At 64.5% G+C, this 22,504-nt stretch carries 25 protein-coding genes; 13 read left to right on the forward strand and 12 right to left on the reverse strand.

From position 1 onward, the window contains the following. Positions 1-409: 409 nt before the first annotated feature. Genes merA through BMZ02_RS09595 form a run of 3 tightly spaced genes read right to left on the reverse strand, consistent with a single transcriptional unit; the run spans position 410 to position 2,532 of the window. A complete protein-coding gene (merA, locus tag BMZ02_RS09590; protein WP_425425073.1) occupies positions 410-1,816 on the reverse strand; it encodes a mercury(II) reductase in 1,407 nt (468 codons plus the stop codon). Positions 1,817-1,822: 6 nt separating this feature from the next. Continuing rightward, positions 1,823-2,113, reverse strand: a complete 291-nt coding sequence (locus tag BMZ02_RS19410) for a cation transporter (protein ID WP_425425074.1) — start codon at positions 2,111-2,113, stop codon at positions 1,823-1,825. A 17-nt stretch (positions 2,114-2,130) separates the two neighbouring features. Then, positions 2,131-2,532, reverse strand: a complete 402-nt coding sequence (locus BMZ02_RS09595; RefSeq protein WP_091642782.1) for a mercuric transporter MerT family protein — start codon at positions 2,530-2,532, stop codon at positions 2,131-2,133. 81 nt (positions 2,533-2,613) lie between these two features. On the opposite strand from BMZ02_RS09595, the gene BMZ02_RS09600 reads away from it, so the two are divergent. Continuing rightward, the gene (locus tag BMZ02_RS09600; protein ID WP_091642784.1) at positions 2,614-3,045 is read left to right on the forward strand and encodes a MerR family transcriptional regulator; all 432 of its coding nucleotides are present in this window, start codon (positions 2,614-2,616) and stop codon (positions 3,043-3,045) included. Here the strand turns inward: BMZ02_RS09600 and BMZ02_RS09605 are convergent. Both BMZ02_RS09605 and BMZ02_RS09610 read right to left on the reverse strand, forming a co-directional pair. Further along, complete coding sequence (locus BMZ02_RS09605; protein ID WP_091642787.1) at positions 3,014-3,634, reverse strand: class I SAM-dependent methyltransferase; 621 nt, start codon at positions 3,632-3,634, stop codon at positions 3,014-3,016. The genes BMZ02_RS09600 and BMZ02_RS09605 overlap by 32 nt on opposite strands. 189 nt (positions 3,635-3,823) lie before the next feature. Next, the gene (locus tag BMZ02_RS09610) at positions 3,824-4,288 is read right to left on the reverse strand and encodes a hypothetical protein (RefSeq protein ID WP_245753995.1); all 465 of its coding nucleotides are present in this window, start codon (positions 4,286-4,288) and stop codon (positions 3,824-3,826) included. Between the two features lie 190 nt (positions 4,289-4,478). Between BMZ02_RS09610 and BMZ02_RS18820 the strand changes: the two genes are divergently transcribed. The 6 genes from BMZ02_RS18820 to BMZ02_RS09635 all read left to right on the forward strand — a co-directional run bounded on the left by BMZ02_RS18820 (position 4,479) and on the right by BMZ02_RS09635 (position 9,466). Then, positions 4,479-4,871: a hypothetical protein gene (locus BMZ02_RS18820; protein ID WP_139209188.1), complete on the forward strand. Its 393-nt coding sequence runs from the start codon at positions 4,479-4,481 to the stop codon at positions 4,869-4,871. Positions 4,872-5,038: 167 nt separating this feature from the next. Beyond that, entirely contained in the window at positions 5,039-5,614 is a 576-nt protein-coding gene (gene petA / locus BMZ02_RS09615) for a ubiquinol-cytochrome c reductase iron-sulfur subunit (RefSeq protein ID WP_091642790.1), read from the forward strand. A gap of 99 nt (positions 5,615-5,713) precedes the next feature. Then, a complete protein-coding gene (locus BMZ02_RS09620; RefSeq protein ID WP_091642792.1) occupies positions 5,714-6,043 on the forward strand; it encodes a DUF433 domain-containing protein in 330 nt (109 codons plus the stop codon). Continuing rightward, entirely contained in the window at positions 6,040-7,158 is a 1,119-nt protein-coding gene (locus BMZ02_RS09625; protein WP_091642795.1) for an NAD(P)/FAD-dependent oxidoreductase, read from the forward strand. Before BMZ02_RS09620 ends, BMZ02_RS09625 begins: the two co-directional genes overlap by 4 nt. Before the next feature lie 36 nt (positions 7,159-7,194). Then, positions 7,195-8,493 (forward strand): hypothetical protein, encoded by a 1,299-nt coding sequence (locus BMZ02_RS09630; protein ID WP_091642797.1) that lies wholly within the window; start codon positions 7,195-7,197, stop codon positions 8,491-8,493. A 52-nt stretch (positions 8,494-8,545) separates the two neighbouring features. Then, positions 8,546-9,466 (forward strand): DMT family transporter, encoded by a 921-nt coding sequence (locus BMZ02_RS09635; RefSeq protein WP_091642800.1) that lies wholly within the window; start codon positions 8,546-8,548, stop codon positions 9,464-9,466. Between the two features lie 25 nt (positions 9,467-9,491). On the opposite strand, the gene BMZ02_RS09640 is transcribed toward BMZ02_RS09635, so the two are convergent. Genes BMZ02_RS09640 through BMZ02_RS09670 form a run of 7 tightly spaced genes read right to left on the reverse strand, consistent with a single transcriptional unit; the run spans position 9,492 to position 15,441 of the window. Next, positions 9,492-10,583, reverse strand: coding sequence for a phospholipase D-like domain-containing protein (locus BMZ02_RS09640; protein ID WP_091642801.1), 1,092 nt, complete (start codon positions 10,581-10,583; stop codon positions 9,492-9,494). Then, the gene (locus tag BMZ02_RS09645; protein ID WP_216110788.1) at positions 10,556-10,762 is read right to left on the reverse strand and encodes a hypothetical protein; all 207 of its coding nucleotides are present in this window, start codon (positions 10,760-10,762) and stop codon (positions 10,556-10,558) included. Before BMZ02_RS09645 ends, BMZ02_RS09640 begins: the two co-directional genes overlap by 28 nt. Further along, entirely contained in the window at positions 10,759-11,739 is a 981-nt protein-coding gene (locus tag BMZ02_RS09650; protein WP_091642804.1) for a cation diffusion facilitator family transporter, read from the reverse strand. Before BMZ02_RS09650 ends, BMZ02_RS09645 begins: the two co-directional genes overlap by 4 nt. Positions 11,740-11,784: 45 nt before the next feature. Further along, complete coding sequence (locus BMZ02_RS09655; protein ID WP_171909882.1) at positions 11,785-12,390, reverse strand: DUF2231 domain-containing protein; 606 nt, start codon at positions 12,388-12,390, stop codon at positions 11,785-11,787. 53 nt (positions 12,391-12,443) lie between these two features. Continuing rightward, entirely contained in the window at positions 12,444-12,926 is a 483-nt protein-coding gene (locus tag BMZ02_RS19130) for a hypothetical protein (RefSeq protein WP_139209190.1), read from the reverse strand. A gap of 2 nt (positions 12,927-12,928) precedes the next feature. Continuing rightward, positions 12,929-14,146 (reverse strand): hypothetical protein, encoded by a 1,218-nt coding sequence (locus tag BMZ02_RS09665; protein WP_091642812.1) that lies wholly within the window; start codon positions 14,144-14,146, stop codon positions 12,929-12,931. An 11-nt stretch (positions 14,147-14,157) separates the two neighbouring features. After that, positions 14,158-15,441 (reverse strand): multicopper oxidase family protein, encoded by a 1,284-nt coding sequence (locus BMZ02_RS09670; RefSeq protein ID WP_091642815.1) that lies wholly within the window; start codon positions 15,439-15,441, stop codon positions 14,158-14,160. Positions 15,442-16,474: 1,033 nt separating this feature from the next. Here BMZ02_RS09670 and BMZ02_RS09675 point away from each other — a divergent pair. The 6 genes from BMZ02_RS09675 to BMZ02_RS09700 all read left to right on the forward strand — a co-directional run bounded on the left by BMZ02_RS09675 (position 16,475) and on the right by BMZ02_RS09700 (position 22,393). Further along, positions 16,475-16,708: a hypothetical protein gene (locus BMZ02_RS09675; RefSeq protein WP_091642818.1), complete on the forward strand. Its 234-nt coding sequence runs from the start codon at positions 16,475-16,477 to the stop codon at positions 16,706-16,708. A 169-nt stretch (positions 16,709-16,877) separates the two neighbouring features. Continuing rightward, positions 16,878-17,486: a Spy/CpxP family protein refolding chaperone gene (locus tag BMZ02_RS09680; RefSeq protein ID WP_091642821.1), complete on the forward strand. Its 609-nt coding sequence runs from the start codon at positions 16,878-16,880 to the stop codon at positions 17,484-17,486. 160 nt (positions 17,487-17,646) lie between these two features. Next, positions 17,647-17,847, forward strand: coding sequence for a DUF2933 domain-containing protein (locus tag BMZ02_RS09685; RefSeq protein WP_245753996.1), 201 nt, complete (start codon positions 17,647-17,649; stop codon positions 17,845-17,847). A 51-nt stretch (positions 17,848-17,898) separates the two neighbouring features. Next, entirely contained in the window at positions 17,899-20,379 is a 2,481-nt protein-coding gene (locus BMZ02_RS09690; RefSeq protein ID WP_091642827.1) for a heavy metal translocating P-type ATPase, read from the forward strand. A 29-nt stretch (positions 20,380-20,408) separates the two neighbouring features. Beyond that, positions 20,409-20,846, forward strand: coding sequence for a DUF411 domain-containing protein (locus BMZ02_RS09695; protein ID WP_091642830.1), 438 nt, complete (start codon positions 20,409-20,411; stop codon positions 20,844-20,846). A 287-nt stretch (positions 20,847-21,133) separates the two neighbouring features. Further along, positions 21,134-22,393: an AI-2E family transporter gene (locus tag BMZ02_RS09700; RefSeq protein WP_091642832.1), complete on the forward strand. Its 1,260-nt coding sequence runs from the start codon at positions 21,134-21,136 to the stop codon at positions 22,391-22,393. The last annotated feature ends 111 nt before the right edge of the window (positions 22,394-22,504 follow it).

Genomic DNA, 22,504 nt, shown 5'->3' on the forward strand with positions numbered 1-22,504 from the left:
TCAGTGAGGTGCGGCCCGGCAGCACCCGGGGACGCTGGGACCGGCCCAGTCACTCGTCGCGCCGGCCCGGAATCCTCACCCGGGGCCTTGTTACCGGGGTCCTCGAACCGCTTCGGCGGACACCGAGCCACCCGTCCAGGCTCCCAGAGCACCTTCGCAACGCCCTAATCCCCATAGTCGCATCGCTCGCATCCACCACTCCGGCTCATCCCGCGGTTTCCTCCCTGGAGGCTTCTCCGACGCCTGCCCACTGAGCACCGCGGACGCCTCCACGGCCCCGGCCTCGGGCAGGCATCGGACAACCCTTAACCATTCCGGACCTTCGACTCCCTATAGCCATCGTCCGCTTCCAGGATGGTGACACCAGAGACGCCGTGAAGTAGTCCAATTATGGCTCCTTTTGTTGAACTCACCCCGCACAGCACGACAACCTGGCCACGTCCCTGGAGAAGGTCTGGGCACACAGCTTGAGGCCCTCGGCCAGGGTCAGATACGGGAAGAGTTCGCTCGCCAGGTCTGCCACGGTCATGCGGTTGCGAATGGCCAGCGCCGCCGTCTGGATGATCTCGCCGCCGTTGTGGGCAACGATCTGCGCCCCGATCAGGCGCCCGGTGCGGGCCTCCGCGACCAGCTTGATGAACCCGCGGGTATCGAAGTTGGCAAGCGCTCGCGGCACGTTGTCCAGGTCGATGCGGCGGGCATCCGACGAGATGCCCTGCCCCTCGGCCTGACTTTCCGTGAGCCCGACCGTGGCGACCTGGGGATCGGTGAACACCACTGCCGGCACCACGGACAGGTCCAGCTCCGCGTCACCGCCGGTCATGTTGATGGCCGCCCGCGTTCCGGCCGCGGCGGCCACGTAGACCAGCTGCGGCATGGTCGTGCAGTCCCCCACGGCGAAGATGCCCGGCACGGAGGTGCGCAAATGGCGGTCCACCTTGATGGCCCCGTCACCCGTGGTATCGATGCCGGCTGCATCAATATTCAGCGCCTGCGTGTTCGGCCGACGGCCGGTGGCGACAAGCAGCCGCTCGGCCGTGAGGGTCTCGCCGTCGAGCGTCAGCCGAAATCCCGTGCCGTCATGGTCAACCCGCTGCGGGGTAGTGTGCGTCAGGACGCGGATGCCCTCGTCCTCCAGCGCAGCCCGCAGTGCAGTACCCACGTCGGGATCATCACGGCTGAGCAACGTGCTGCGGGCAAGGATGGTGACGTCACTACCGAGCCGCCGATACGCCTGGGCGATTTCCAGGGCCACGAAGGAGCCGCCGAGCACGACCAGATGTTCCGGAACCTCGTCGGTGAACAGCGCCTCGGTGGACGTCCAGTAGGGCGTCCCTGCAAGTCCGTCGATGGCGGGCACGGCCGGCGAAGCGCCGGTGGCAACCAGGATGCGGTCCGGTTCCAGGCGCTGCACCGCCCCCGAGGGCTCGTCCACCGCCAGCGTGCGCGCATCCTCGAAGCGGGCCCATCCGGCGAGAAACGTGATGGCGGGTTGATCAGCCAGGATGCCTTCGTACTTGGACTGGCGCAGTTCCTCGACCCGGCCACGGAGCTGGGCCAGCAGGGCGCTACGGTCCACCGGACCGGCGTCACGCGGGATGCCGTCGAAGGGGTGATGGGCCCCACGGTGGTGAAGCTCTGCTGCCCGCAGGGTGATCTTCGAAGGAACGCAGCCGACGTTCACGCAGGTGCCGCCGATGGTGCCCGCCTCGATCATGGTTACCCGGGCGCCCTCTTCGGCCGCCCGGATGGCCGCGGCGAACGCGCCGCCCCCACTGCCGATGATGGCGATGTGCAGTAGCGTCTTCTCCATCATGATCGGTTACTCGTGCACACGCGATGGGAAGCCCGCGTTGGCCGTCGCGCTTGTCAGCGCCTCGACCTCGGCACGCTTGTCGTCGAACGTCACCTCCGCCGTGCCGGTCTCCATGGAGGCGCTGGCATCGACGACGCCGTCCACACCTTTCAGGGACTGCTCGACCATGTAGGGGCAGGTCACGCAGGTCATGCCCTCGACCTCGAGGGTGACCGTGCGTTCTGCGCCCTGGGCTGCCGCGGCCCAGGACAGGCCAATGAGCGTGGCGAGTACGGCGTTGGTCGTGAATGTTTTCATGACGATCCTCCCGGCCTTCAGCGGCCAGTAATGAATGGAAACAACCAGGGCCAGACCACCGAGAGCGCGACCAGCGCGGTGGCTACCCACAGCGCGATCGTTGTCACCCGGGTCGCGGCGGTGGTTGCACAATAACCGTCCACCGTGCATGCACGGCGACGGCGTCGAAGGCTCCAAAACCCGGCGGCAATGAAAGCAATGGCGATCACCACGAAGACGGGCTGGTAGGCCTCGAGGCCGCGCAGCGTGCCCATCCAGGCACCGCCCACACCCATGGAGAACAGCACCAGCGGGAGAACGCAGCACGTGGTCGCCAGCAGCCCGCCCACCACGCCGCCACCGGCGAACCACCCGGTCGGCTCCCGGGAGGCCAAAACGCCGGGCCATTCTTTCGCGTTGTCGCTTGTTTGCCTTGCCATGAATCGCCTGCCCGCGTCGTTGACTGGAATGACAGAACCATAGACCCTCTAGTCGCTAAAGGGTCAACGACAGGAGCATCCGTGAAACTACGTATCGGGCAGTTGGCCAGTGAAACGGGCTGCCAGGTGGAGACCATTCGCTACTACGAACACATCGGCGTCCTGCCCCCGCCGACGCGGGCCCCGAACAACTACCGCGTCTATGGCGACAGCCACCGCCGTCGCCTGGTGTTCATCCGGCGGATGCGGGATCTGGGCTTCTCGCTGGAGGAAGTTCGTGCCCTGCTGCGCATGATCGAGGGTGGTGCCTATACCTGCGCCGAAGTGCAGGCGCTCGGTCAGGAGCACCTGGAGGCGGTGCGCGAGAAGATTGCTGACCTGCGCCGGGTGGAGAGCGCCCTGGCCGAACTGGTCGGCCGCTGCACGGGCGCCAATACTCCGGATTGTTCGATGCTGGAAGCGTTGTTCGAGGCACCCCGATTCAACGCGGCCGGGCAGTGCCCCAGTAGTTGAAACCGGCAAACCTCGGTGTTTTCGGCAGATAACCGCTGTCCATACGGTCGATACCGAACCCGGCACTGGCGATGAGATGCGGAATCGCCCGGTTGACGTTGCATCCGCCCGCCACCACGCGCCATAACGGATTGATCCTCTCCTGCCACTTGCGCACCGTCTCGTCCGGGGCACTCCCATGCTCACAGAACAGTAGTCGGCCCCCGGGTTTCAGCACGCGGCGCATCTCCTGCAGCGCACGATGCCAATCCGGAATCGTGCACAGGGTGTAGGTGAGCACCACGGTATCGGCACTGGCATTCTCCAGGGGAATCTCCTCAGCCGCCAGGTCCAGCCACTGAACCTGGAACGGAGCCGCGGCAACGTTCTTCCGGCCCTTGCGCCGCATGCCTTCCGAGGGTTCCAGGCCCCATACCAGCTCGACCTTGTCCGGATTGTAGTGCGGAATATTCAGCCCGGACCCCATCCCCACCTCCAGCACGCGACCGTAAGCCTCCGGGACGACTTTGGCACGCTGTCGGTCGACCACCTCATTGCCACAGGCGAGGTGCAACAAATGCGGCAAGACCTTGTTCTCGTAGAACGACATGACCGGGCCTCCCGTGATTACGTCGTCGGTCGGTCGCGCACCGGGAAGTGGTGGCGGCGCAGATGGATCGGATGGTGCCAGGGAGCATCAAGAGCTACCTCCTCGGTCCCGGCGTCATCGACATCCGATTCGGGGGCGGGATTGGGTAGCCAGCAAGTAAACAGCCCCCCACACCAACCCACCGAACGGCTATCGACTGATCTGCCGGCTGACAAACCAGGCAATCAACGGCGGCAGCAGGGTCCACTGCATCAGCGGCAGTAACCCGGTCCCCAGAATAGGCAACACCGGCATATGCTCGGCATAGGTCCAGCGCTGCGCGATTTCCGTGGCGTGCCATTCGAACACGATGGTGATGGCAATACCCACCGCAATGAACACGCCGAGATGCCGCAACCTCGGGCGCAGTATCCAGTACCGGTTGCCCCAGCAAAAGGCGACAACCCAATAGCCGGTGAGTGCGATCAATGCATCACCGCCCGTGGCCCGCGTGCAGAACAGGATGGCATCCCAGTGGCCGGCAGTCGGCATCGCCGCGAAGAACGGGACCTGCAGAAACTCCCACGGGTAATTGACCAGGAAGGCGAACAACAGCACGTTGAACTCCGGCAAGTCGAGAATCCTCCGTGCGTTCCCCATTCGGGCGGTGACCATGGTGTTCTCCCCGTTTGGGCGACCTCATCGGCGTGCGGCGGATGCCTTGAACGCGTGCGCTCTCCACTTCCCAAGCATCACATGCCAGAACCACTGAGCACTTGATCCGGGTCAATGCGCCCGACGCCCAACAGGCCTAGCTTGGGGAGTTGAAGTACTTGCCGCTTCGACGAGTAACGGCGGTGGCGCCATGACGGTGCAAGGGTTTCGCAGCTGGCTGTTGACCAGAATCACCGGAGCATTCCTGCTCTGGGTGATCTCGCTGTCGGTGGCGGCCGGTTATGCGTGCGCGCCACTGCTCGACGCCGGATCGCCACTGCTGGCCGACAGCGGAAATGGCACCCTCCAGTCCCAATCGGCACCGGATGCATGTAGCGAGCACCCGCCCGACACCCAAGGCAGCGTAAGCAAACCACTGGCCGACGCTTCGCACGGCCTTGATGTCGATGGTGCCTCTTCATACGGGACGCTCGGCCGTGCAGCCTTCGGTTCACCGAGCATCACTTCCGTCCTGACCTCCCGGCATCGCATGTCCGCGGGGTCGCAGCCCGTGTATCTCGCCACGGCGCGCCTTCGACTCTGAGTGTCTCCCCTGGCCATGAGACTGCCGCATCTTTGCGGCGTACCGCCTCGTGCCGGGTCGCCCGCATTACGTTGACCACTCGCACGCTGCGAGCCGAACACGCCCGACCCGCCAGAGGCCCACCGGATGACCCGGACCACCGGGTCAATCCCCAGGGAGACAAGACAATGACCATGAACCGACGGCGTTTTCTGGTCGCTGCCACCACGGTCGTAGGCGGTGCCGGCGCATTGACTGCGGCGGTACCATTCATCCGCTACTGGACACCAAGTGCGCGTGCCAGGGCCATTGCGGCCCCGGTGGAGATCAACCTCGAGGGGCTGGAACCCGGGCAGCAGATCAACGTCGACTGGCGCGGCCAGCCGGTCTGGGTGCTACGGCGGACCCCGGAGATGCTCCAGCGCCTGGACGCCCTGACCGATTCCGATGAGTTGCGGGACCCGCACGCCGAGGTCAAGGCCCAGCAACCGTCATACATCAGCGGTGCCCAGCGCGCAGTAAAGGACGAGTACCTGGTCGTGGTCGCACTATGCACGCACCTGGGCTGTGTGCCCCTGTTTCGCCCCGAGCCCGGCTCGATCTCCGCGGACTGGCCAGGCGGCTACTTCTGTCCTTGCCACGCCTCGATGTTCGACTTCGCAGGCCGCGTGTTTCGCGGCGTGCCGGCGAGCACGAATCTCGTGATTCCACCGCACCGCTACCTGTCCGAGTCCCGGATCGAGATCGGTGCTGATCCCGAGTAACGCGCATGGATGCCGACTGGCACGCCAGCCAACGCAAGCGGACCCGCTGTCAGTCATCACAAGAACGGGCTGTGCTACGAGACAGCCAGGAGGAACGTCATGAGAGTCTCTTACGTGGATCAAGGCCCCCCCATCAGCGTCCTGATCGGGGGCTGCAACGGCCCGTTTACGGAGAAGTCGCCCGCCGCCTCGGGCACTGAAGTACGCATCCTGCCCCTCCCCCACACGGGCAATGACGGCGGTTACGACGTAGCCGACAGGATAGCGAACAAACGGGTCGGGCAGACACCCGTGACTGTCAGCCAGCTCGTCGAAATCCTGCAAGCCGATGGCGGTCCGGACGCACTGTTCCGGCGGCTTCCGGAGCTCGACCCGCAGGACGTCCGCGACGCGGTGGACTACGCGGCGCGTTGGGGATTGCTGCGATGACAAACCACGATGACCCGATAACCATTGTCGGCGCCGGCCCTGCGGGCCTGGCATGCGCGATCCTCCTGGCACGTGGCGGCCGGCGAGTCATCGTGCATGAGCGCAGAAGCGACGTTGGCGCCCGCTTTCACGGCGACTATCAAGGCCTGGAGAACTGGACCGGTGGCTTTAATGCACTGGAGGAACTGGCCAGCGCGGGTATCAACCCAAGCTTCAGGCACTGGCCCGTCTCGCACCTGACGGCGTTCGACCCCGACGGAGAGACTCACGAAATGCGCTCGGATGAGCCTTTCTGTTACCTGGTCCGGCGCGGCCCTGGGTCGGATACGTTGGATCATGCCTTGCTGGATCAAGCACTGGCTGCCGGCGCGGAAGTCCGGTTCAACTCGACGATGAACCGCCTCTCGAGCCCCGGTGTCCTGGCCACCGGCCCGCCACGGGGCAACATCATGGCAGTCGGTTACCAATTCCAAACGGAAATGGCCGAGGGGCAATGGCTTGCAGTCAGTGACGAGCTGGCGCCCGGTGGCTACGCCTACCTGCTCGTCCGCGATGGCCACGGCACCGTGGCGTGCTGCATGTTTCGGGCGTTCCACGGAAGTAACCACCATCTACAACGAACCGTTGCGTTCTTCACGAATAAAGCCGGCCTGGAAATGCAGGCCCCACAACACATCAGCGGCGCTGGCAACTACGGCATCCCGTGCCGTGGGGAGCATGAAGGACATCTGCTCACCGGCGAACATGCCGGATTTCAGGACGCCCTGGCGGGGTTCGGGATGCGCACTGCGATACGCTCAGGCGTCCATGCGGCATACAGCCTGCTTGGGGGTGGCGACTACGAGGCGCTCTGGCGACACTCGATTCTGCCCGGTATCCGCCAAAGCATCAGCAACCGGCTAATCTATGCCAGGATGGGCCGTCGAGGCCGGCGCGCACTTGTGCGCCGCATTGCCGCAGGCGACACCCGTGCCGGTCTCTCCAGACTCTATCGGCCGCACTTGTGGGGACGAATGCTGTATCCGTTTGCCGAGTTCTCCGGCCGGATGCCGCAGAAAGATCCACGATGCTGTCACAGGATCTGCACCTGCGTTCGCTGTCGTTGCAGCCACTAGAACACTGCCACTGCATCTGAGGGGGATAGCCTGCGCATGGCAACCGATTCGCCTGGAACGCCGCCTTGCGGCCCTGCGAGCGGCAGCGTCGCGGAGACGTTGAATCGCTTCTGCTTCTGCCGCACGGTCGATCAGCATCTACTGCGAGAGCAGCTCCTGTCGGAGGAGCAGGATGCGGACCTCCACGAGGAAATCCTGGCGACTCGCCCGCATCTGTTTTCCAGCACCGCCGTCTTCCTGAGCCAGCGACACGCCAATGCAATGCATGCGCTGATCGATGCGGTAGAACAGGTCGTGGCCACACCGGCGTATCAGCAACACGTCATGGGCTGGGCACGACCAGTCGCTCGGCAGCGATTCGGGCCCCTCGGCGCGTGCATGGGCTACGACTTCCATCTGGGGCCGGACGGGCCGCAACTCATCGAGATCAATACGAACGCCGGCGGCGCCTGGCTCAATGCGGCTCTGGCGCGAGCGCAGACACCCTGCTGCGCGAATCTATTGAAGGACCCCGCCAGAGAGCCATCCCCTTACACCCTTGAGGACCGCTTGTTCGTCATGTTTCGTGACGAATGGGCCCTGCAACGTGGGAACGCATCTCTGGAAACCGTGGCAATCGTCGATGACTCCCCGACCGAGCAGTACCTGTATCCGGAGTTCGGCCTGGCCGCCCGGATGTTCCGGCGACACGGGGTCAGAGCCGTGATCGCGGATGCCGGCTCACTCCAGTATGCCGAGGGCAAGTTGTGGCATGAAGGCACCCCCATCGACCTCGTCTACAATCGCCTGACCGATTTCACGCTGGAATCAGGCGAGCACGCGAGTCTGCGACATGCCTATGAGGCGGGGGCGGTCGTGATGACCCCGAACCCGCACACCTACGCCTTGTATGCTGACAAGCGGAATCTGACTGTACTGACGGACCAGGAGCTACTGCGCCAGTGGCAGATCCCGGAACCCACCATTACGACGCTGCTTAGCGGCATCCCGCGCACCGTCGCAGTGACAGCCGAGAACGCGGACGCCTTGTGGCAGCAGCGACGGCACTTGTTCTTCAAGCCGGCCAGCGGGTACGGAAGCAAAGCCACCTACCGTGGCGATAAACTGACCAAGCGTGTCTGGCGGGAGATTCTCCAGAACCCCTATGTTGCCCAGTCCCGGATTCCACCAAGCGAGCGCGGAGTCCTGGTCGATGGTGAACAAACCACACTCAAGGTCGATCTGCGCAACTACGTGTACGCCGGCGACGTTCAGCTCATCGCCGCCCGGCTGTACCAGGGGCAGACCACGAACTTCCGCACGCCAGGGGGCGGCTTCGCATCCGTATTTACCTAATACAGAAGAGGCGACTGCCTGTCGATGTTCGGCCGGCAGTGATGACGAACGAATGACATTGCCACCCCGATTACGCCGGCTTGTGACGCTTGCGTTCGTCGTGCTCGCAAGCGCCTCCTGCTTCGCGGCGCTCAAAGCGGGCCTTGAATACGCCCCGCCATTACGCCTTGTGGCACTACGTTTGTTCATCGGTGGCACGACATTGCTGGCGTTGCTTCCTGTCCTGGGCATTCGGTTGTTGCCCCACCGCGGCCTATGGCTGTGGATCGTCCTGCTTGGTGTGGCCGTTACTGCTTTCGCCTACGGGAGCATGGCCATCAGCCTGGGATACACCGGCGCCGGGATTGCGTCGGTTCTGGGCAATAGCCAGCCATTACTAGCGGTGGCACTGGGCGTGTGGTTGTTCAACGAGAAACTGACACTGGCGCGGTTAATCGCGCTATTGATGGGTATCGCCGGTGTCATTCTGGTTGCGTACCCCGTGACCTCCGCTCTCCAGGTGGAAGGTGGCCTTGGGCCGCTACTGGCACTGGCATCCAGCGCCGGGTTGGTTGCTGCCAGCGTCGTCGTCAAGCATATCGGGTCGGGCGTGTCGCGGCTCGTTCTCGCCGCGTGGCCATTAGTGCTCGGCAGCATCCCCTTGTTTCTGCTCTCGCTCGCCCTGGAACCAGTCAACGCAACCGACTGGTCCCCGTATTTCGTTGGTGTACTGGTCTTCCTGGCTATTCCCGGCACCGCCCTACTGACACTTGGGTGGTACTCGCTCCTCCGGCATGAGGATCTCGGGCGATTGTCGCTGTACTTTTACGCGGTGCCCGCCGTCGGCCTTGTTCTTTCATGGTTTCTCTATGCGGAGCCGATTACCGGACAGGAGTTCGGTGGGGTCGCCCTCATCCTCGGAAGTCTCGTCGCTGTCTCCGTCGAAGAGTGGCGCGCTGAGGGAAGCCCGAGAACGTCAAGTACCGGCTCGTAGATGGCCGTCGTCACCGCGCCTCCCCTCAAAGCCAACGCCTGACCCTCCGCGCAACCCACTCACCGGCACGCCCGCGCCACGACCGCACCGACCATTTGGACAGGTGGATCTCCCGGGATTCACGCAAGTCATCGTCGAAACCCGCGGCCAACTCTCGGTTCAGTTCCGGGGATTCCGCCACCAGATTGAGTTCGTGATTAATAAAGAAGCTGCGGTAATCAAAGTTTGCAGTCCCCACCGTCCCCCAGTGCCGATCAACGATCACCGTCTTGGCGTGCAGCATCCGCGACTGGTACTCGAAAACCCGCACGCCTGCGGCCAACAACTTCGCGTAAGAAGAGCGAGCCGCCCATCCCAGCAACCGATGATCCGCCTTCGCCGGCACGACAACACGGACGTCCACCCCGCGCCTGGCCGCCTTGCACAGATGGCGTCTGACCACGGAATCCGGGACCAGGTACGGGGTGGTCACCCAGATCCTCTCGCGTGCCATCGCGAACTGCTGCCGAAGGGCGCAACGGAGGCGATACTTACACGAGCGGCCATGATTCGTCAGAAAATGCGCGTCTCCACTCGCGAGCGGTTGCCATCCATGGTGCCCCCGTTCGAACGCGCTCCATGCCTCGGCAGCTTCCGTGACCAAATGCCCCGTCACCCGCACATGCGTATCCCGCCACCGTTGCTCGCCGTAATGACGGCGCGAGTTGATCTCGGTGATGTTAAACCCACCCACGTATGCGGCGATGCCGTCAACGACCAGCAACTTGCGGTGATTGCGTCGGTGAAACCGCCAGGGCCGTCGCCAGTCGAACGGGTGGCACCACGTGAAGCGCACCCCAGCCTCCTGCAGGCGGCCCGCCGCCGCGTAAGAGAACTCCCCCCAGGAACCTGCGGAGTCAATGCGCAGGCGGACATCCACGTCCCGTCGGGCACTAGCGCACAACGCCGTGATGAACGCACCCCCGACACGGTCATCGGCGAAGATATAGCTTTCCATCCACACGCGCTGCTTTGCCGTCTCGATATCGCCGAGCATGCGCGCATAGAGTGAATCCCCCTCACGGAAAACCTCGAGCCCGGGCTCCGGGTTCACCGGAACTTGCGATGCGACGGCCATTCGGAAAACGCGAGAAAATAGAGGAACAGGAGATTCACCAGTGGGATCAGTATCAGCAAGCTGAGCCAGCCCGGATAACCCGCCTTGCTGCAGATCCGCCAGAAAGGGATGACGACGATGGGCGCCATCACCAGCATCCAGACGAGATGGAACCCAACCATTCCTTCGTTCATCATCATTGCTCAGTCTCCCGGCTTCCCGTGTTACCTGGCCCATGGCCCCGGTGTTCCCCATGCTCCTGGCCACGGGTCAGATCCAGACCATGGGCACCGGTTTCATCCGGTGAGACAGTCTCCAGTTGCAGCGTGGCGAAGTAGAAGCCGAAGTGGCTGGCCAGGAGGGACTGGGCCTCATCAAGGATTCTGGCGTGTTGCTCCGCAGAGCTGTCGTCGTCGATTCGCAGATGCCCCGAGAAAATGTGCTTGCCGGATGTGAGCGTCCAGGCATGGGGGTGATGGACATCCCGCACTCCCTCGATCTCCTGGAGCGAGGCGCAGACCTCGTCGACGTCAATGTCCGCCGGCGTATTCTCCATCAGTATGGATATGGAATCGCGCAGGATGCCCCAGGATGCCACCAGCACCATGACGCCGAAGGCCATGCCCAGAATGGGGTCGATCAGCAGGAACCCGGTGAAATGGATGACCAGTGCCGCGGCGATGATACCGAAGCTGCCCAGGAACGTTTGCACCACGTGCCAGAAGGCGCCGCGTGTGTTGATGTCCTCCTTCTGATCCTTGTACATGAGCGCAATCAGCCAGACCTCGGTCATCAACCCGACGGCGGCGACGACGAACATCGGCGTGGTCGGCAACTCGATGGGCGACTGCAGGCGCATCCCTCCCATGGTTAGCGCCACGAGCGCCATCACCAGAAGAGCCGCGCCATTCATCAATGCGCCGATGATCTCGGCGCGTTGTCCACCGAACGTCTGGCGAGCTGTCGGTGGCTTGCGTGCGATCTTCATGGCGACAAGCGCCAGGATCACCCCACCGACGGCAGAGAAGGTGTGCGCCGCATCGACGATCACCATCACCGACCCCGTGTAGAGGCCCACCGCCATCTCGAAGACGAAATAGGCTCCCGTCACCCAAGCGGCAATCTTCAGCCCGCGTTTGCTACCTGGCGCGTGCGCCGCATGATCATGTCCAGTCATTAAGCACTCCGTGGGCAACAGCGATGAGCCGATTGTTTCCAGGCATCAATGGGTATGGCCTCCGCTCTCGTCCCGGGCGTGGCCGTCATCGTCGTCGTGCCCGTGGTCATCATCGTTATGGGCGTCGTCGTCATGGGCATGATCATCCTCATGACCGTCGCCGTGATCGTGGTCATCCCCGTTATGGGCATGATCATCGGCATCCGGCAGAGACTGGACACCAACCCCGTGACCGTAGACCAGTTCGCCCCCGTAGTGGCCGGCCACCGCCAGTGGTACCGCGGCGATGGCTGCCGCCAGGACAAAACCGCGCCCCTCGCGCTGTTTGCGGAGCCAGTAGCGCGCCGCCCAAACGGCCAGCAGGCCGAAGGCCGCCGCCGCGGTCAATGCCCAGTTGCGATGGGTGGTCATAACCAGGTGCGAAGCGTCGTCATGCGCGACAGTGTTGTACGCGTACCAGCCAGAGAGCACTGTTCCCACCGTGAACAGGACACCCAGCACCAGGTTCACCCGGGCGGCGAGGCGGACAGTGCGACCGAGCGTTCCGGGTGGGCTGAAATGCGAAACGAGGTAGAGCAGCACTGATACGGAGAGCAGCGCCACCGTGAAGTGAACGAAGATCGGGTGCCAGTTGGGTAACGATTGCAGCATTGCGTTCTCCTCGGACGGCGCCACCCCGAGGGAAGGCGCCGTCATTGAACGACTCAGTGCTGGTGACCGTCGTGGTCACCTGCGTCGTCGTGGTCGTCGGGATCGGCTTCCACAGTCTCGCCACAGGCTTCCCGGGTCTGGCGGTCCACCATCACGTGCGAAGCCTCCAGCAGGGCGTCGCAGCGGGCATCCCGGTCGACGCGTTCGGCGTTCACGTACATGTGGCCGAACTGCGGGACAGGGAGCATCTCCTGGCGTTCGTCCATGGCGTAGGGTTCCGGATTGTCCCGTTCCAGATAAGACCAGGCACCCTCGCCTCCCGCGGTCTGGTGATCTCCGTGGTCCCCGTGGTCCCCGTGGTCCCCGTGGTCCCCGTGGTCCCCGTGGTCCCCGTGGTCCCCGTGGTCCCCGTGGTCCCCGTGGTCCCCGTGGTCCCCGTGGTCCCCACCATGATCGTGGTCATTCCCGGCCAGCGCCAGCGGTGAAACGGCCAGGGCGAGAGCGAACAGAAGCGTTGCCAATATTTGCCGATGCATGATCAATGTCCTCCGAAACTCGGACCCGGCAGCAGCATGTCGTGCTCCAGGTGGATGATGTCGTCGCGCCGACCGACGGACTGGTTGAAGGTGTGGTCGAACTGCATGCTGACGCCGAACTGCACGGTGGTTTCGTGCTCCAGGCCGATCCCACGGCGCAGATCCCCCTCGTAGCGTTCGTGGGCCACCTGGGCGACGGCATCGATGCCGTTGCCAAGCCGCCAGGCGAAGCTGGGAGCCACCGCGTAGCGGCGGGCGTTGTCGAAATCGCCGTAGTCCTGCCCGGCCACGGTCAATGCCGCCTGCCAGCGCTGCTGGAGATAGGGGCGGTGGCGATAGCGCAGCGAGGCCACAGCGGTGGCAGCATCACTGCGGGCCCGCTCCAGTGGGTCCGAGAGGCTCCCGTAGTCCTCGCCCTGGCTCCACATGAGCTGGGTATCCAGGTGCAGCAGCCGCTCCGGGTGGCCGCTGATGTTGAACCCGGCCCCGAGCTGCACCGTCACGAGATCACCGTCATCCAGGCCGCCCCGCTCGTCGAAGGGCTGCACGTCCACGGACAGGCCCGCGAAGGTCAGCCCGCGGTCGGTATCCACGGTCTCCGGCACGTAGTAGTGCAGGCCAAGGGAGCCGCTGTTGAAGCTACCGTAGTGCGGATCCCCCGGTGCCCCCTCCGGCCTGGCCAGGGCGGCCGCCGTCATGCCGAAATACGGCGTGAACCACCAGTCGGCCGCCACCTGCTCGCCGTAGACGGTGAGCGTATCGCTGTCACCCTCCAGGCGGGCGTTGGGCACGTGAGTGTAGGCGAGCAGATCATCATCCCGCACCGTCGGGAAACGCAGCAGGCTGTTCGTCAGGCCGGTGCGTCCGACCCGGGCCTCCCATTGGCGGCCGCCCACACCGGCGTAGGCCTGGTGCAGGAACACGCTCTCGTTCATGTCGGTGTCCCCCAGCGCCTTGAAGCCGAAGGCACCGAAACCATAATGGTTGTCGTCGTGCAGGTGCTTGGCGAAACCGAGCAGCAGGCTGGAGTCCTCGATGTCGATCCCCTCCTCCGAGGTGGCGCCGTCATCAACCCGCTGGAGCTGCTCGAAGTCCACCGTGGCCAGCCCGCGACCGCCAATGACGATCTCCGGCGGCACGTGTGGGTCGATCTCAAACGCACTGGCCGGCAGCGCCACCGTGAGGAGCGCGCCGGTCATCATCAGGGCATGGTATTTCATGCGGCACCTCCTCACTGGTTGATGGTGGTGGACGGCACGTAGGGCGGATCGCCCATGTCCTCGTACTCGAGCATGGTGATCATGCCCCCGGGGTAGATGCCGTTGTTGCGGCTGTGGATCTCCTTGTGGTCGTGGAAATCCCAGAAGCCCGGGTTGTTGCCGTAGACGATGATGTCCACGGTCTTCCCCGGGGTGACCGGCACCGTGTTGAGCTTGATCGGCTGAGGCAGCGGATTGCCGTCCTCGGCCACCTTCCAGAACTGGTGCCCGTGCAGGTGCATGTGGTGGTCGGCGATGCCGCCGTTGATCAGCCGGATGCGGATGTACTCCCCCTGGCGGATGCGCAGGTGGCCGTGCTCGCCCACCGTGGAGGGGTAGGACTTGCCGTTGATGGCGAAGAAGTTGGGCTGGATGGTGCCGCCGGGCGCGTTGCCCCGGGTGTACGGCGGCCGCCAGCCCTCCTCGATGGCCTTGACGAAGTCCTCGTAGCGCTTGAAGAAGCCGTGGGTGGCCGCCGACAGCCGCCCGTCGCGCATGAGCTTGTTCACCTGCCCCATGCCTTCGAGCACCTCGTTGATGTGCTCGCGGGTGAACTCGAGATCGAAGCTCTCCAGCACCAGCACGTAGTCCCGCTCGTAGGGGAACTGCTCGCGGATGGGGTCGTTGGGGGAGTCGATGATGAACGCCCCGTGCAGGGCAGACATCATGTGCAGCGGCGTGCCCCAGTGGCAGTGGTAGAAGCGCGTGCCGTGGGGGCGGGCCTGGAAGCGGTAGGTGAATGTCTCCCCCGGGTGCACCGGGTCATGGGACATCATGGGCACACCATCCATGGTGTAGATGAGATCCACCCCGTGCCAGTGGATGGTGTGCATCTCCTCGGTGTTGTTGGTGACGTTCACCTCGATCCAGTCGTTCTCCTGCACCCGGAACACCGGCCCTGGCACCTGGTTGTTGAAGGCGAACGCCGGGAACTTCACGCCGGGCAGGAGTTCGTGCTCGATCAGATCGAAGGTCATGTCAAAGACCCGGTAGTCCACATCGTCAGGTGCTCCAGGGAGCACCTGCTTCCCGTGGGCGTGGTCATGGTCCTGCATGAACATCATGGAGCCCTTGCCGGGCTCATGCAGGTGCCGGGGTGCGACACCGAAATCCTCCGGCGAGCGGCCCGAGGCCGCAAACGGCGTGGCGGCCACCGCGCCACCGGCAAGTGCGCCCGCCGTCTTGAGAAAGCGGCGACGCACGGGATCGGTCGCCGCACCGGCATCGTCGTGCCGGTCATCGTGATTGCTGGACATGGTTCCACCTCGTTGGAACGAATCGGGAAAGCGCCCGCGGGGCGATCGCCCGCACGGACACGCGCGCGTTCAAACGAGGTGTCTGGGAGGTCTCAGGAGGGAATCAGTACGGTGGTGGGGATGGCCGGGTCGGTGGCCGGCAAAGCGCTCACCGGGGGGCATTAGGTCAAGGCTCTCGCCACCGGGCAGTGCCGCCGCCAGGCAGGAACCACAGAGTCCGCACTGCCCGGGGTGGTCATGGTGATCGTGGGTGCTGCCATCCTGCTCATGGTCCGCATGGGCCGGCGCCGCTGCCTCTCCATGCGCACCACCGTCCAGATCAGGCGCATGCGCATGCACCGCCCCACCGAGGAGCAGTTGCAGGACCAGAACGGCAATGACGATCCAGCGGGCACGGTGCATGGCGCTACAAGTTACGCTTTAAATCGAGTCCAGGCAATCGTCCGAGCACTACCGACCTGCCCATGCCTTGATCCTGATCAATTGACGATTGGCTCACAGTGCTATCCTGTTCTTGTAATATTCGTGATCCCAGCGGACGCGCCTGATGCAGATGCCACACGGCAACAGTTCCACCGAGCAAGAAGCGCGGCCTACCCCTTCCTGGCGGCTGCTGTTGCTCGTACTGCTGGTATTGCTCCCGGTAACCGCCGTCCTGGCGAGCCCGAACCCGGCGCATTTCCCCGCTGCGAATGTGGTCCAGGACGAAGCCAGCGTGCCTGGGCATCACCCGTCCGACACGCCCACGTGCCATCATGCCGGGCATCACACCCAGGTGTCGGCTCTGGTCACCGACAACCGCGAAGCTGAACCGCCAACTCCGGCCGACAGCGGCGCCGCAATGCCCAGCGCGGGGCCGGGGCAAGGCCGTCACGCCGCGACAGAAGACGCGCCCCGGGCGGTATCGGCTGACGAGCTCCGATCTACCCTCCCCGTTTACCTGCGGACCCTGCGACTGCGCGTCTGATCGACCCACCTCCTGCGACGCTGCGCCCATCGGCGCCCGTTTTCCCTGTTCGGGAGGTAATTACCCATGCATTCCTTCATCCATGATACCGGCGCGGGCTTCTGGCTCGGGCACTCACTGATGGTAATCCTCATGATCGCCGTCTTCACGCTGACATTAACCGGTGCCTACCTGCTTCTCCTTGCTGCGCTTGAGCGGCGCGAGACGGACAGCGGTGAAACAGTAAAGGCGGGGGCGCAGGGATACGCCCAGGACGAAATGGACCGGGAGGGGTCTCTTCACCGTTCTGATTCATCTTGACCTTCCAATTATTGGAAGGTTTACGCTTTTCACTGCATTGAGAGGTAAGAGAGTTCAGTCATTTGCAATGACTGAACTCCCGACACGGATTCCGGCAACGTGCACCTAATGCAGCTGTTGTTATCTACTTGATTCATATTATGAAGCACACGCTTCAGGAGGTTCCGAAATGACGATGCATCGCGGTTACAAAGCAGCACTGGGTCTGGCCCTCATTGTGGGGGCAGGCACCCTTGGAATCGTCGGCGCCCAGGGCATGCAAGGCATGATGGGCGGCGGCATGCAGGGCAGCGGCGGCCAGAGCGGCATGATGCAGGACTGCCCCATGATGGAAGGTGGCTCCGGCGGCATGCAGGGCATGATGGGTGGCGGTATGCATGGCGATGGCCAGGGTGGCATGGGCATGATGGGCGGCATGATGCAGGGGCTGGACATGGATGATGACCAGCGCGAGCAACTCCGCGAGCGCCGCAGCGAGCACCGCCACCAGCACTTCAGCCGCATGGCCGAAATGATGGACCTGCGTGAGGAGATGCACGCCCTGATGCACTCGGACCGGCCCGACCCGGATGCCGTGCGTGAGCTCCACGGCCGCATGGCCGATCTCCACGGCGACATGATGGCCGACCGTATCCGCCTGCGGAACGACATGCAGGACATGCTCAGCGACGAGCAGCGCGAGCAGATGCGCGAGCGCATGCAGGAACGCCGCGGCGGCATGGGCGGCGGCGAGCGCGGCGGTGATGATGACCATGAGCAGCATCACGGCGACTCGTAGTCGGTGAACGGCGTTGTAGGAGCGGCGCAAGCCGCGACCATGTGTCGCGCGCCCAGAGAGCTGGAACGGTCGCGGCTTGCGCCGCTCCTACAACGTGTGAGTTCGGGGCCGCAGGCATGCCCGCCCGCGGCGCCACACGCCATGCACGGAGGACATGCACATGTGGACGCGCATCACGCACCGGCTGGGAACACCTCTGACGGTAGTCCTGATCGCCGGGCTCGCCCTGGTCGGCGGGAGTCTGGCCGCCGATCACTGGGAACATATTGTTGGCTTTGCGCCATTCCTGCTGCTTGCCGGCTGCCTGATCATGCACCTGTTCATGCATCGCCACGGCGGCGGGCACGGACATGATCGGTAGACGAATCGCGATCAGATCCTCGAACACTGAACCTGAGCGGGTGACATACGCATGACAATGGAAGCCAAACTGGTCGTCCCCGGCATGGGCTCGGACCACTGCGCCGGAATCGTACGAGCCTCACTGGAACGCCTGGACGCCGTGGAGTCGGTGAGCACCAACATCGCCAACCACCGGGTGGTCGTGCGCTACGACACCAGTGCCGCCGATGCCGACGCGCTCCGTAGCGCCGTGGAGGGCGCCGGCTACGATGTGGCGCGGGTGGACGCCGGTGGCGAGGGCACCACCATCAAGCTCGTGGTCCCGGGCATGGGCTCGGACCACTGCGCGGGCATCGTGCGCGCCTCCATCGAGCGCCTGGAGGGCATCGACGGCATCCGCACCAACATCGCGGACCACCGCGTCACCATCACCACCGCTGCCAACGGGCCCGACGGCGAGGCACTGCGCGCCGCCGTGGAAGGTGCCGGCTACGATGTCGCCGCCGTCGAGACCGAAGGAGAGGACGAGCACGCCGACGACGCCGCCATCGACGAGGCGTACGTGAAGCAGGCCTGGCGGCGGCTGTGGATTGCCATGATCCCGACCGCGGCGATCATGGTGCTGATGATGCCCCACATGTTCTGGCAGCCGATTCCGGGGTATCTCCTCATCGTCGCCGTGCTGGCCTTCCCGGTGGTCTTCCTCGCCGGCGGGGCGGCCACCCACCGCTCGGCGTGGCGGTCGCTCAAGTCCGGGCACCTGAACATGGACGTGCTCATCTCCATGGGCAGTCTGCCGCCCTATTTCATCGGCCTGGTGGGCTTCGTCTACCCCATGACCTCGTTCATGGAGATGGCGGCCACCATCATGGCCTTCCACATGCTCGGGCGCTATCTGGAGCACCGCGCCAAGGGCCAGGCCTCGTCGGCCATCCGCAAGCTGCTGGACATGGGCGCGAAGACGGCCCGTGTGGAGCGCGACGGCGAGGAAGCGGAGGTCCCGGTCAAGGAACTGCGCGCCGGCGACGTGATGATCGTGCGCCCCGGCGAGAAGGTGCCCACCGACGGCGAGGTGGTCGAGGGCGAGAGCACCGTGGACGAGTCCATCGCCACGGGCGAGTCCGTGCCTGTGGGAAAGGGGGTGGGCGCCACCGTGCTGGGCGCAACCATCAACCAGCAGGGGCTGCTCAAGGTCCGCGCCACCCGCGTGGGCAAGGACACCTTCCTCTCGCAGGTGATCCGGCTGGTGGAAGAGGCCCAGGGTTCGCGGGTGCCGGTGCAGGAGCTCGCGGACCGTATCACCGCCCGGTTCGTACCGGCGGTGCTGATTATCGCGGCGCTGTCCTTCCTCGTCTGGCTCGCCTTCAGCGGCGCGCTTGAGCCCATCCTGCTCTGGGGCGAGGGCTTCCTGCCCTGGGTGGACGCCACCCAGCCGCCCATCGTCCTGGCGATCCTTGCCGCCATCGCGGTGCTGGTCATCGCCTGCCCCTGTGCCCTGGGGCTGGCCACGCCCACGGCGCTGATGGTGGGCTCGGGCATGGGCGCCGAGCGCGGCGTGCTGATCCGCTCCGGCGCGGCGATCCAGAGCCTCAAGGACATCAAGGCCATCGTGCTCGACAAGACCGGCACCATCACCCGCGGCGAGCCGGCCCTGACCAATGCCCTGCCCGCCGAGGGGGTCACGGAGGAGCAGGTACTGGCGGCGGCTGCGGCCGTGGAAGCCGGCTCCGCCCACCCACTGGCCGATGCCATCGTCCAGGGCGCAAAAGAGCGTGGGCTGGAGGTGGGCAAGGTCACCGGGTTCCAGTCCCACACCGCCCGCGGCGTGGAGGCCCAGCTCAACGGCGAACGCGTGTTCGTGGGCAGCCGCCGGCTGCTGACCGAGCACGGCATGGACGTCACTGCCCTGGAAGAGCAGCTCGCCGAACTCGAGCACGCGGGCAAGACGGCCATGCTGGTGGCCATCGGTGACCGGCCCGCCGGCATCGTGGCGGTAGCCGACACCATCAAGGACGACTCCGCGGCGGCCATCGCGGAACTCCGCCGCCTCGGCATCGCTTGCGTCATGGTCACCGGCGACAACGAGCGCACCGCCCGGGCCGTGGCCCGGGAAGTGGGGCTCGACGAGGTCCAGGCCGGCGTGCTGCCCGAAGGCAAGGTGGATGCCATCCGCGAACTCCAGCAGCGCTACGGCGAGCACGTGGCCATGGTGGGTGACGGCATCAACGACGCCCCGGCACTCAAGCAGGCCAACGTGGGGATTGCCATCGGCGCTGGGGCCGACGTGGCCATCGAGGCGGCGGACGTCACGCTGGTCAGCGGCGAACTCACCAAGGTGGTGGAAGCCGTGGAGCTCTCACGGCTGACCTTCCGCAAGATCGTACAGAACATGTTCTGGGCCTGGGGCTACAACGTGGCCGCCATTCCCATCGCGGCCATCGGCCTGCTCCACCCCATGATCGGCGTCATCGCCATGACGGCGAGTTCGCTGTCCGTGATCGGCAACTCCGTGCTGCTCAAGCGCGCACGGCTAGGCGGCAAGAACACCTGAATCCGTTATTTCATCACGAGGACACAACCATGAACCACAACACCCTGCGACGCCTGGCCGTAACAGCCGCCCTGATGCTGCCCGGCGCCGCCCTGGCCACCACGGCCACGGTGCACAAGACGCCCACCTGCGGCTGCTGCGATGGCTACGTGGAATACCTGGAGAGCCAGGGATTCGATGTGGAGGTCGTGGATCACGACAGCATGAACCCGATCTTCGAGGATCTGGGTATTGACCGGACCATGGCCAGTTGCCATACCGTCGAGGTCGGCCCTTACACGGTGATCGGCCACATGCCAGTGGAAGTGATCGAACAGCTACTGGACGAGCGGCCTGCGATCCGCGGCATCACCCTTCCGGGCATGCCCGTCGGCTCGCCCGGTATGCCCGGCGAGCAGCAGGAGCCGTGGACCATCTACCGGATCACCGCGGATGCCAAGGAGCCGGAGGTGTGGGGGCAATACTAGGCCTGGTCCCGTCGTCGAGACGTGAAAGCCCGCCATGAAGGGGCTACGAGGGTATTGGCGTGCGCAGATCAGGGTAGGTGACATCTATCTGGCGATCGTCTTGGAGGTGTGCAGCCGTCGTGTGGTCGGCTGGCCGATGGCCACGCACCTGAAAACGGATCTGGTGGTCAATACCCTTAGAATGGCGCTGTCGCAGCTTCAACCGAATGGTGTCATCCAGCATAGTGGAGTGGCAGTAAGAATGTCAGGTGCCGGATGTTCCTAGGAGAAAGGGGGTTCGCCCCTCGATGGGGTCGGTCGATGATTGCTTCGACAACGCCATGGTGGAGAGCTACTTCGCCACCCTGGAGCGCGAACTGCTGGATCGCCGTCGGTTCCGCAATCCCACTGAGGCCCGGCTTGAGGTGTTCCGGTTCATCGAAGGCTGGTACAAGCCGCATAGGCGCTCTCCATGCACATCACCCTCGGGGGGCCACGTCCCGATGAGCCTTCAGATCAGGTATCGTGCTCCCGCGCCGGCCGGCGCGCTCTGGCTGATTGCGATCATTCTGCTCGTCGCGGCGCTGTATTGGTTGCGCCCACTCGCGGCACCGATCGCCTTCTCACTGTTCTTGATCGCCCTCGTCTGGCCACTTTATCGGCACAATGCTGCCAGGGGCCGGGCCCAGCGTGGCTTGGCGTTGGTAGGCTGCGTTCTGCTCGTACTCGCCGGCGCCTTGGCGCTGCTGGCTCTGGCCGGCTACGCCATCCGCACGGTGGCCGACGGCCTCGGCGTCTATGGCCCGCAGTTACAATCAAGCTACCGTGCGGCCGTTCTGTGGCTGGAAGCGCAAGGCATAGCGGCGCCGACGGGATCGGCCCAGTTCAGCCCGACCAATATGTTTCACGTCATTCATCAAGCCGCCGCGCAGCTCAATGCGATCCTGGCGTTTCTCGCCCTGACGTTGATCTTCATGATCATGGGCCTCCTGGAAGTCGACACGCTCCGGCGCCGTCTGCCTTACGCCGTCGGCGCCGCTCTTGCCGAGCGGCTGGTCAGGGCGTTCCAGGCCCTGGCGCATAAACTGCGCCGCTACATGCTCGTTAGATCCGTGATCAGCGCCATAACCGGCCTTCTAACCTGGTTATTGGCCGTGCTGCTGGGACTGGACCTGGCCGTAGCCTGGGGCACGCTCGCCTTTGCGCTCAACTTTATTCCCTTCGTGGGGTCGATTATCGCGGTATTTCCACCAGCCCTGTTTGCCGTAGCCCAGTTCGACGGCTGGCTACAGCCTCTGCTTGTGCTCACCGGTATGGGACTGATTCAGTTCTCGATCGGCAATTTCCTCGATCCAAAGCTTGAGGGGCGCATACTCACCCTGTCACCCTTCGCCGTCATCTTCTCGGTGTTTTTCTGGGGCGTAATCTGGGGGATTCCCGGCGCATTCATGGGAGTGCCTCTGACGATCGCCCTGGCGACGATTTGCGGCCAGTTCCGAGCGACCGGCTGGGTGAGCCGGCTGCTTTCGCCGGCCGAGAGCGGAACCCGGCTCGACGAAGGAACCTGACGGTGGCCACCGCGAGTGATCCCCGAAACTTCCGCATGCAAACCACATTACTGGCGCACCCAGGGCGCGAGGCAAGGTCATATCGGCGATGCATAATGCCTTGAATCGAGG

This window comes from Aquisalimonas asiatica (assembly GCF_900110585.1).
Classification (GTDB): Bacteria; Pseudomonadota; Gammaproteobacteria; order Nitrococcales; family Aquisalimonadaceae; genus Aquisalimonas; species Aquisalimonas asiatica.

What these genes read in the sequence shown, in the direction of transcription:
- BMZ02_RS19130 (WP_139209190.1), bottom strand. Translation starts at nt 12,926, where the DNA reads ATGCATCGGCAAATATTGGCAACGCTTCTGTTCGCTCTCGCCCTGGCC.
- BMZ02_RS09640 (WP_091642801.1), bottom strand. Translation starts at nt 10,583, where the DNA reads ATGGCCGTCGCATCGCAAGTTCCGGTGAACCCGGAGCCCGGGCTCGAG.
- petA (WP_091642790.1), top strand. Translation starts at nt 5,039, where the DNA reads ATGACCATGAACCGACGGCGTTTTCTGGTCGCTGCCACCACGGTCGTA.
- BMZ02_RS09675 (WP_091642818.1), top strand. Translation starts at nt 16,475, where the DNA reads ATGCATTCCTTCATCCATGATACCGGCGCGGGCTTCTGGCTCGGGCAC.
- BMZ02_RS09650 (WP_091642804.1), bottom strand. Translation starts at nt 11,739, where the DNA reads ATGACTGGACATGATCATGCGGCGCACGCGCCAGGTAGCAAACGCGGG.
- BMZ02_RS09695 (WP_091642830.1), top strand. Translation starts at nt 20,409, where the DNA reads ATGAACCACAACACCCTGCGACGCCTGGCCGTAACAGCCGCCCTGATG.
- BMZ02_RS09605 (WP_091642787.1), bottom strand. Translation starts at nt 3,634, where the DNA reads ATGTCGTTCTACGAGAACAAGGTCTTGCCGCATTTGTTGCACCTCGCC.
- BMZ02_RS09690 (WP_091642827.1), top strand. Translation starts at nt 17,899, where the DNA reads ATGACAATGGAAGCCAAACTGGTCGTCCCCGGCATGGGCTCGGACCAC.
- BMZ02_RS09630 (WP_091642797.1), top strand. Translation starts at nt 7,195, where the DNA reads ATGGCAACCGATTCGCCTGGAACGCCGCCTTGCGGCCCTGCGAGCGGC.
- BMZ02_RS09670 (WP_091642815.1), bottom strand. Translation starts at nt 15,441, where the DNA reads ATGTCCAGCAATCACGATGACCGGCACGACGATGCCGGTGCGGCGACC.
- merA (WP_425425073.1), bottom strand. Translation starts at nt 1,816, where the DNA reads ATGATGGAGAAGACGCTACTGCACATCGCCATCATCGGCAGTGGGGGC.
- BMZ02_RS18820 (WP_139209188.1), top strand. Translation starts at nt 4,479, where the DNA reads ATGACGGTGCAAGGGTTTCGCAGCTGGCTGTTGACCAGAATCACCGGA.
- BMZ02_RS09620 (WP_091642792.1), top strand. Translation starts at nt 5,714, where the DNA reads ATGAGAGTCTCTTACGTGGATCAAGGCCCCCCCATCAGCGTCCTGATC.
- BMZ02_RS09655 (WP_171909882.1), bottom strand. Translation starts at nt 12,390, where the DNA reads ATGCTGCAATCGTTACCCAACTGGCACCCGATCTTCGTTCACTTCACG.
- BMZ02_RS09665 (WP_091642812.1), bottom strand. Translation starts at nt 14,146, where the DNA reads ATGAAATACCATGCCCTGATGATGACCGGCGCGCTCCTCACGGTGGCG.
- BMZ02_RS09685 (WP_245753996.1), top strand. Translation starts at nt 17,647, where the DNA reads ATGTGGACGCGCATCACGCACCGGCTGGGAACACCTCTGACGGTAGTC.
- BMZ02_RS09610 (WP_245753995.1), bottom strand. Translation starts at nt 4,288, where the DNA reads ATGGTCACCGCCCGAATGGGGAACGCACGGAGGATTCTCGACTTGCCG.
- BMZ02_RS19410 (WP_425425074.1), bottom strand. Translation starts at nt 2,113, where the DNA reads ATGAAAACATTCACGACCAACGCCGTACTCGCCACGCTCATTGGCCTG.
- BMZ02_RS09635 (WP_091642800.1), top strand. Translation starts at nt 8,546, where the DNA reads ATGACATTGCCACCCCGATTACGCCGGCTTGTGACGCTTGCGTTCGTC.
- BMZ02_RS09625 (WP_091642795.1), top strand. Translation starts at nt 6,040, where the DNA reads ATGACAAACCACGATGACCCGATAACCATTGTCGGCGCCGGCCCTGCG.
- BMZ02_RS09595 (WP_091642782.1), bottom strand. Translation starts at nt 2,532, where the DNA reads ATGGCAAGGCAAACAAGCGACAACGCGAAAGAATGGCCCGGCGTTTTG.
- BMZ02_RS09700 (WP_091642832.1), top strand. Translation starts at nt 21,134, where the DNA reads ATGGGGTCGGTCGATGATTGCTTCGACAACGCCATGGTGGAGAGCTAC.
- BMZ02_RS09645 (WP_216110788.1), bottom strand. Translation starts at nt 10,762, where the DNA reads ATGATGATGAACGAAGGAATGGTTGGGTTCCATCTCGTCTGGATGCTG.
- BMZ02_RS09680 (WP_091642821.1), top strand. Translation starts at nt 16,878, where the DNA reads ATGACGATGCATCGCGGTTACAAAGCAGCACTGGGTCTGGCCCTCATT.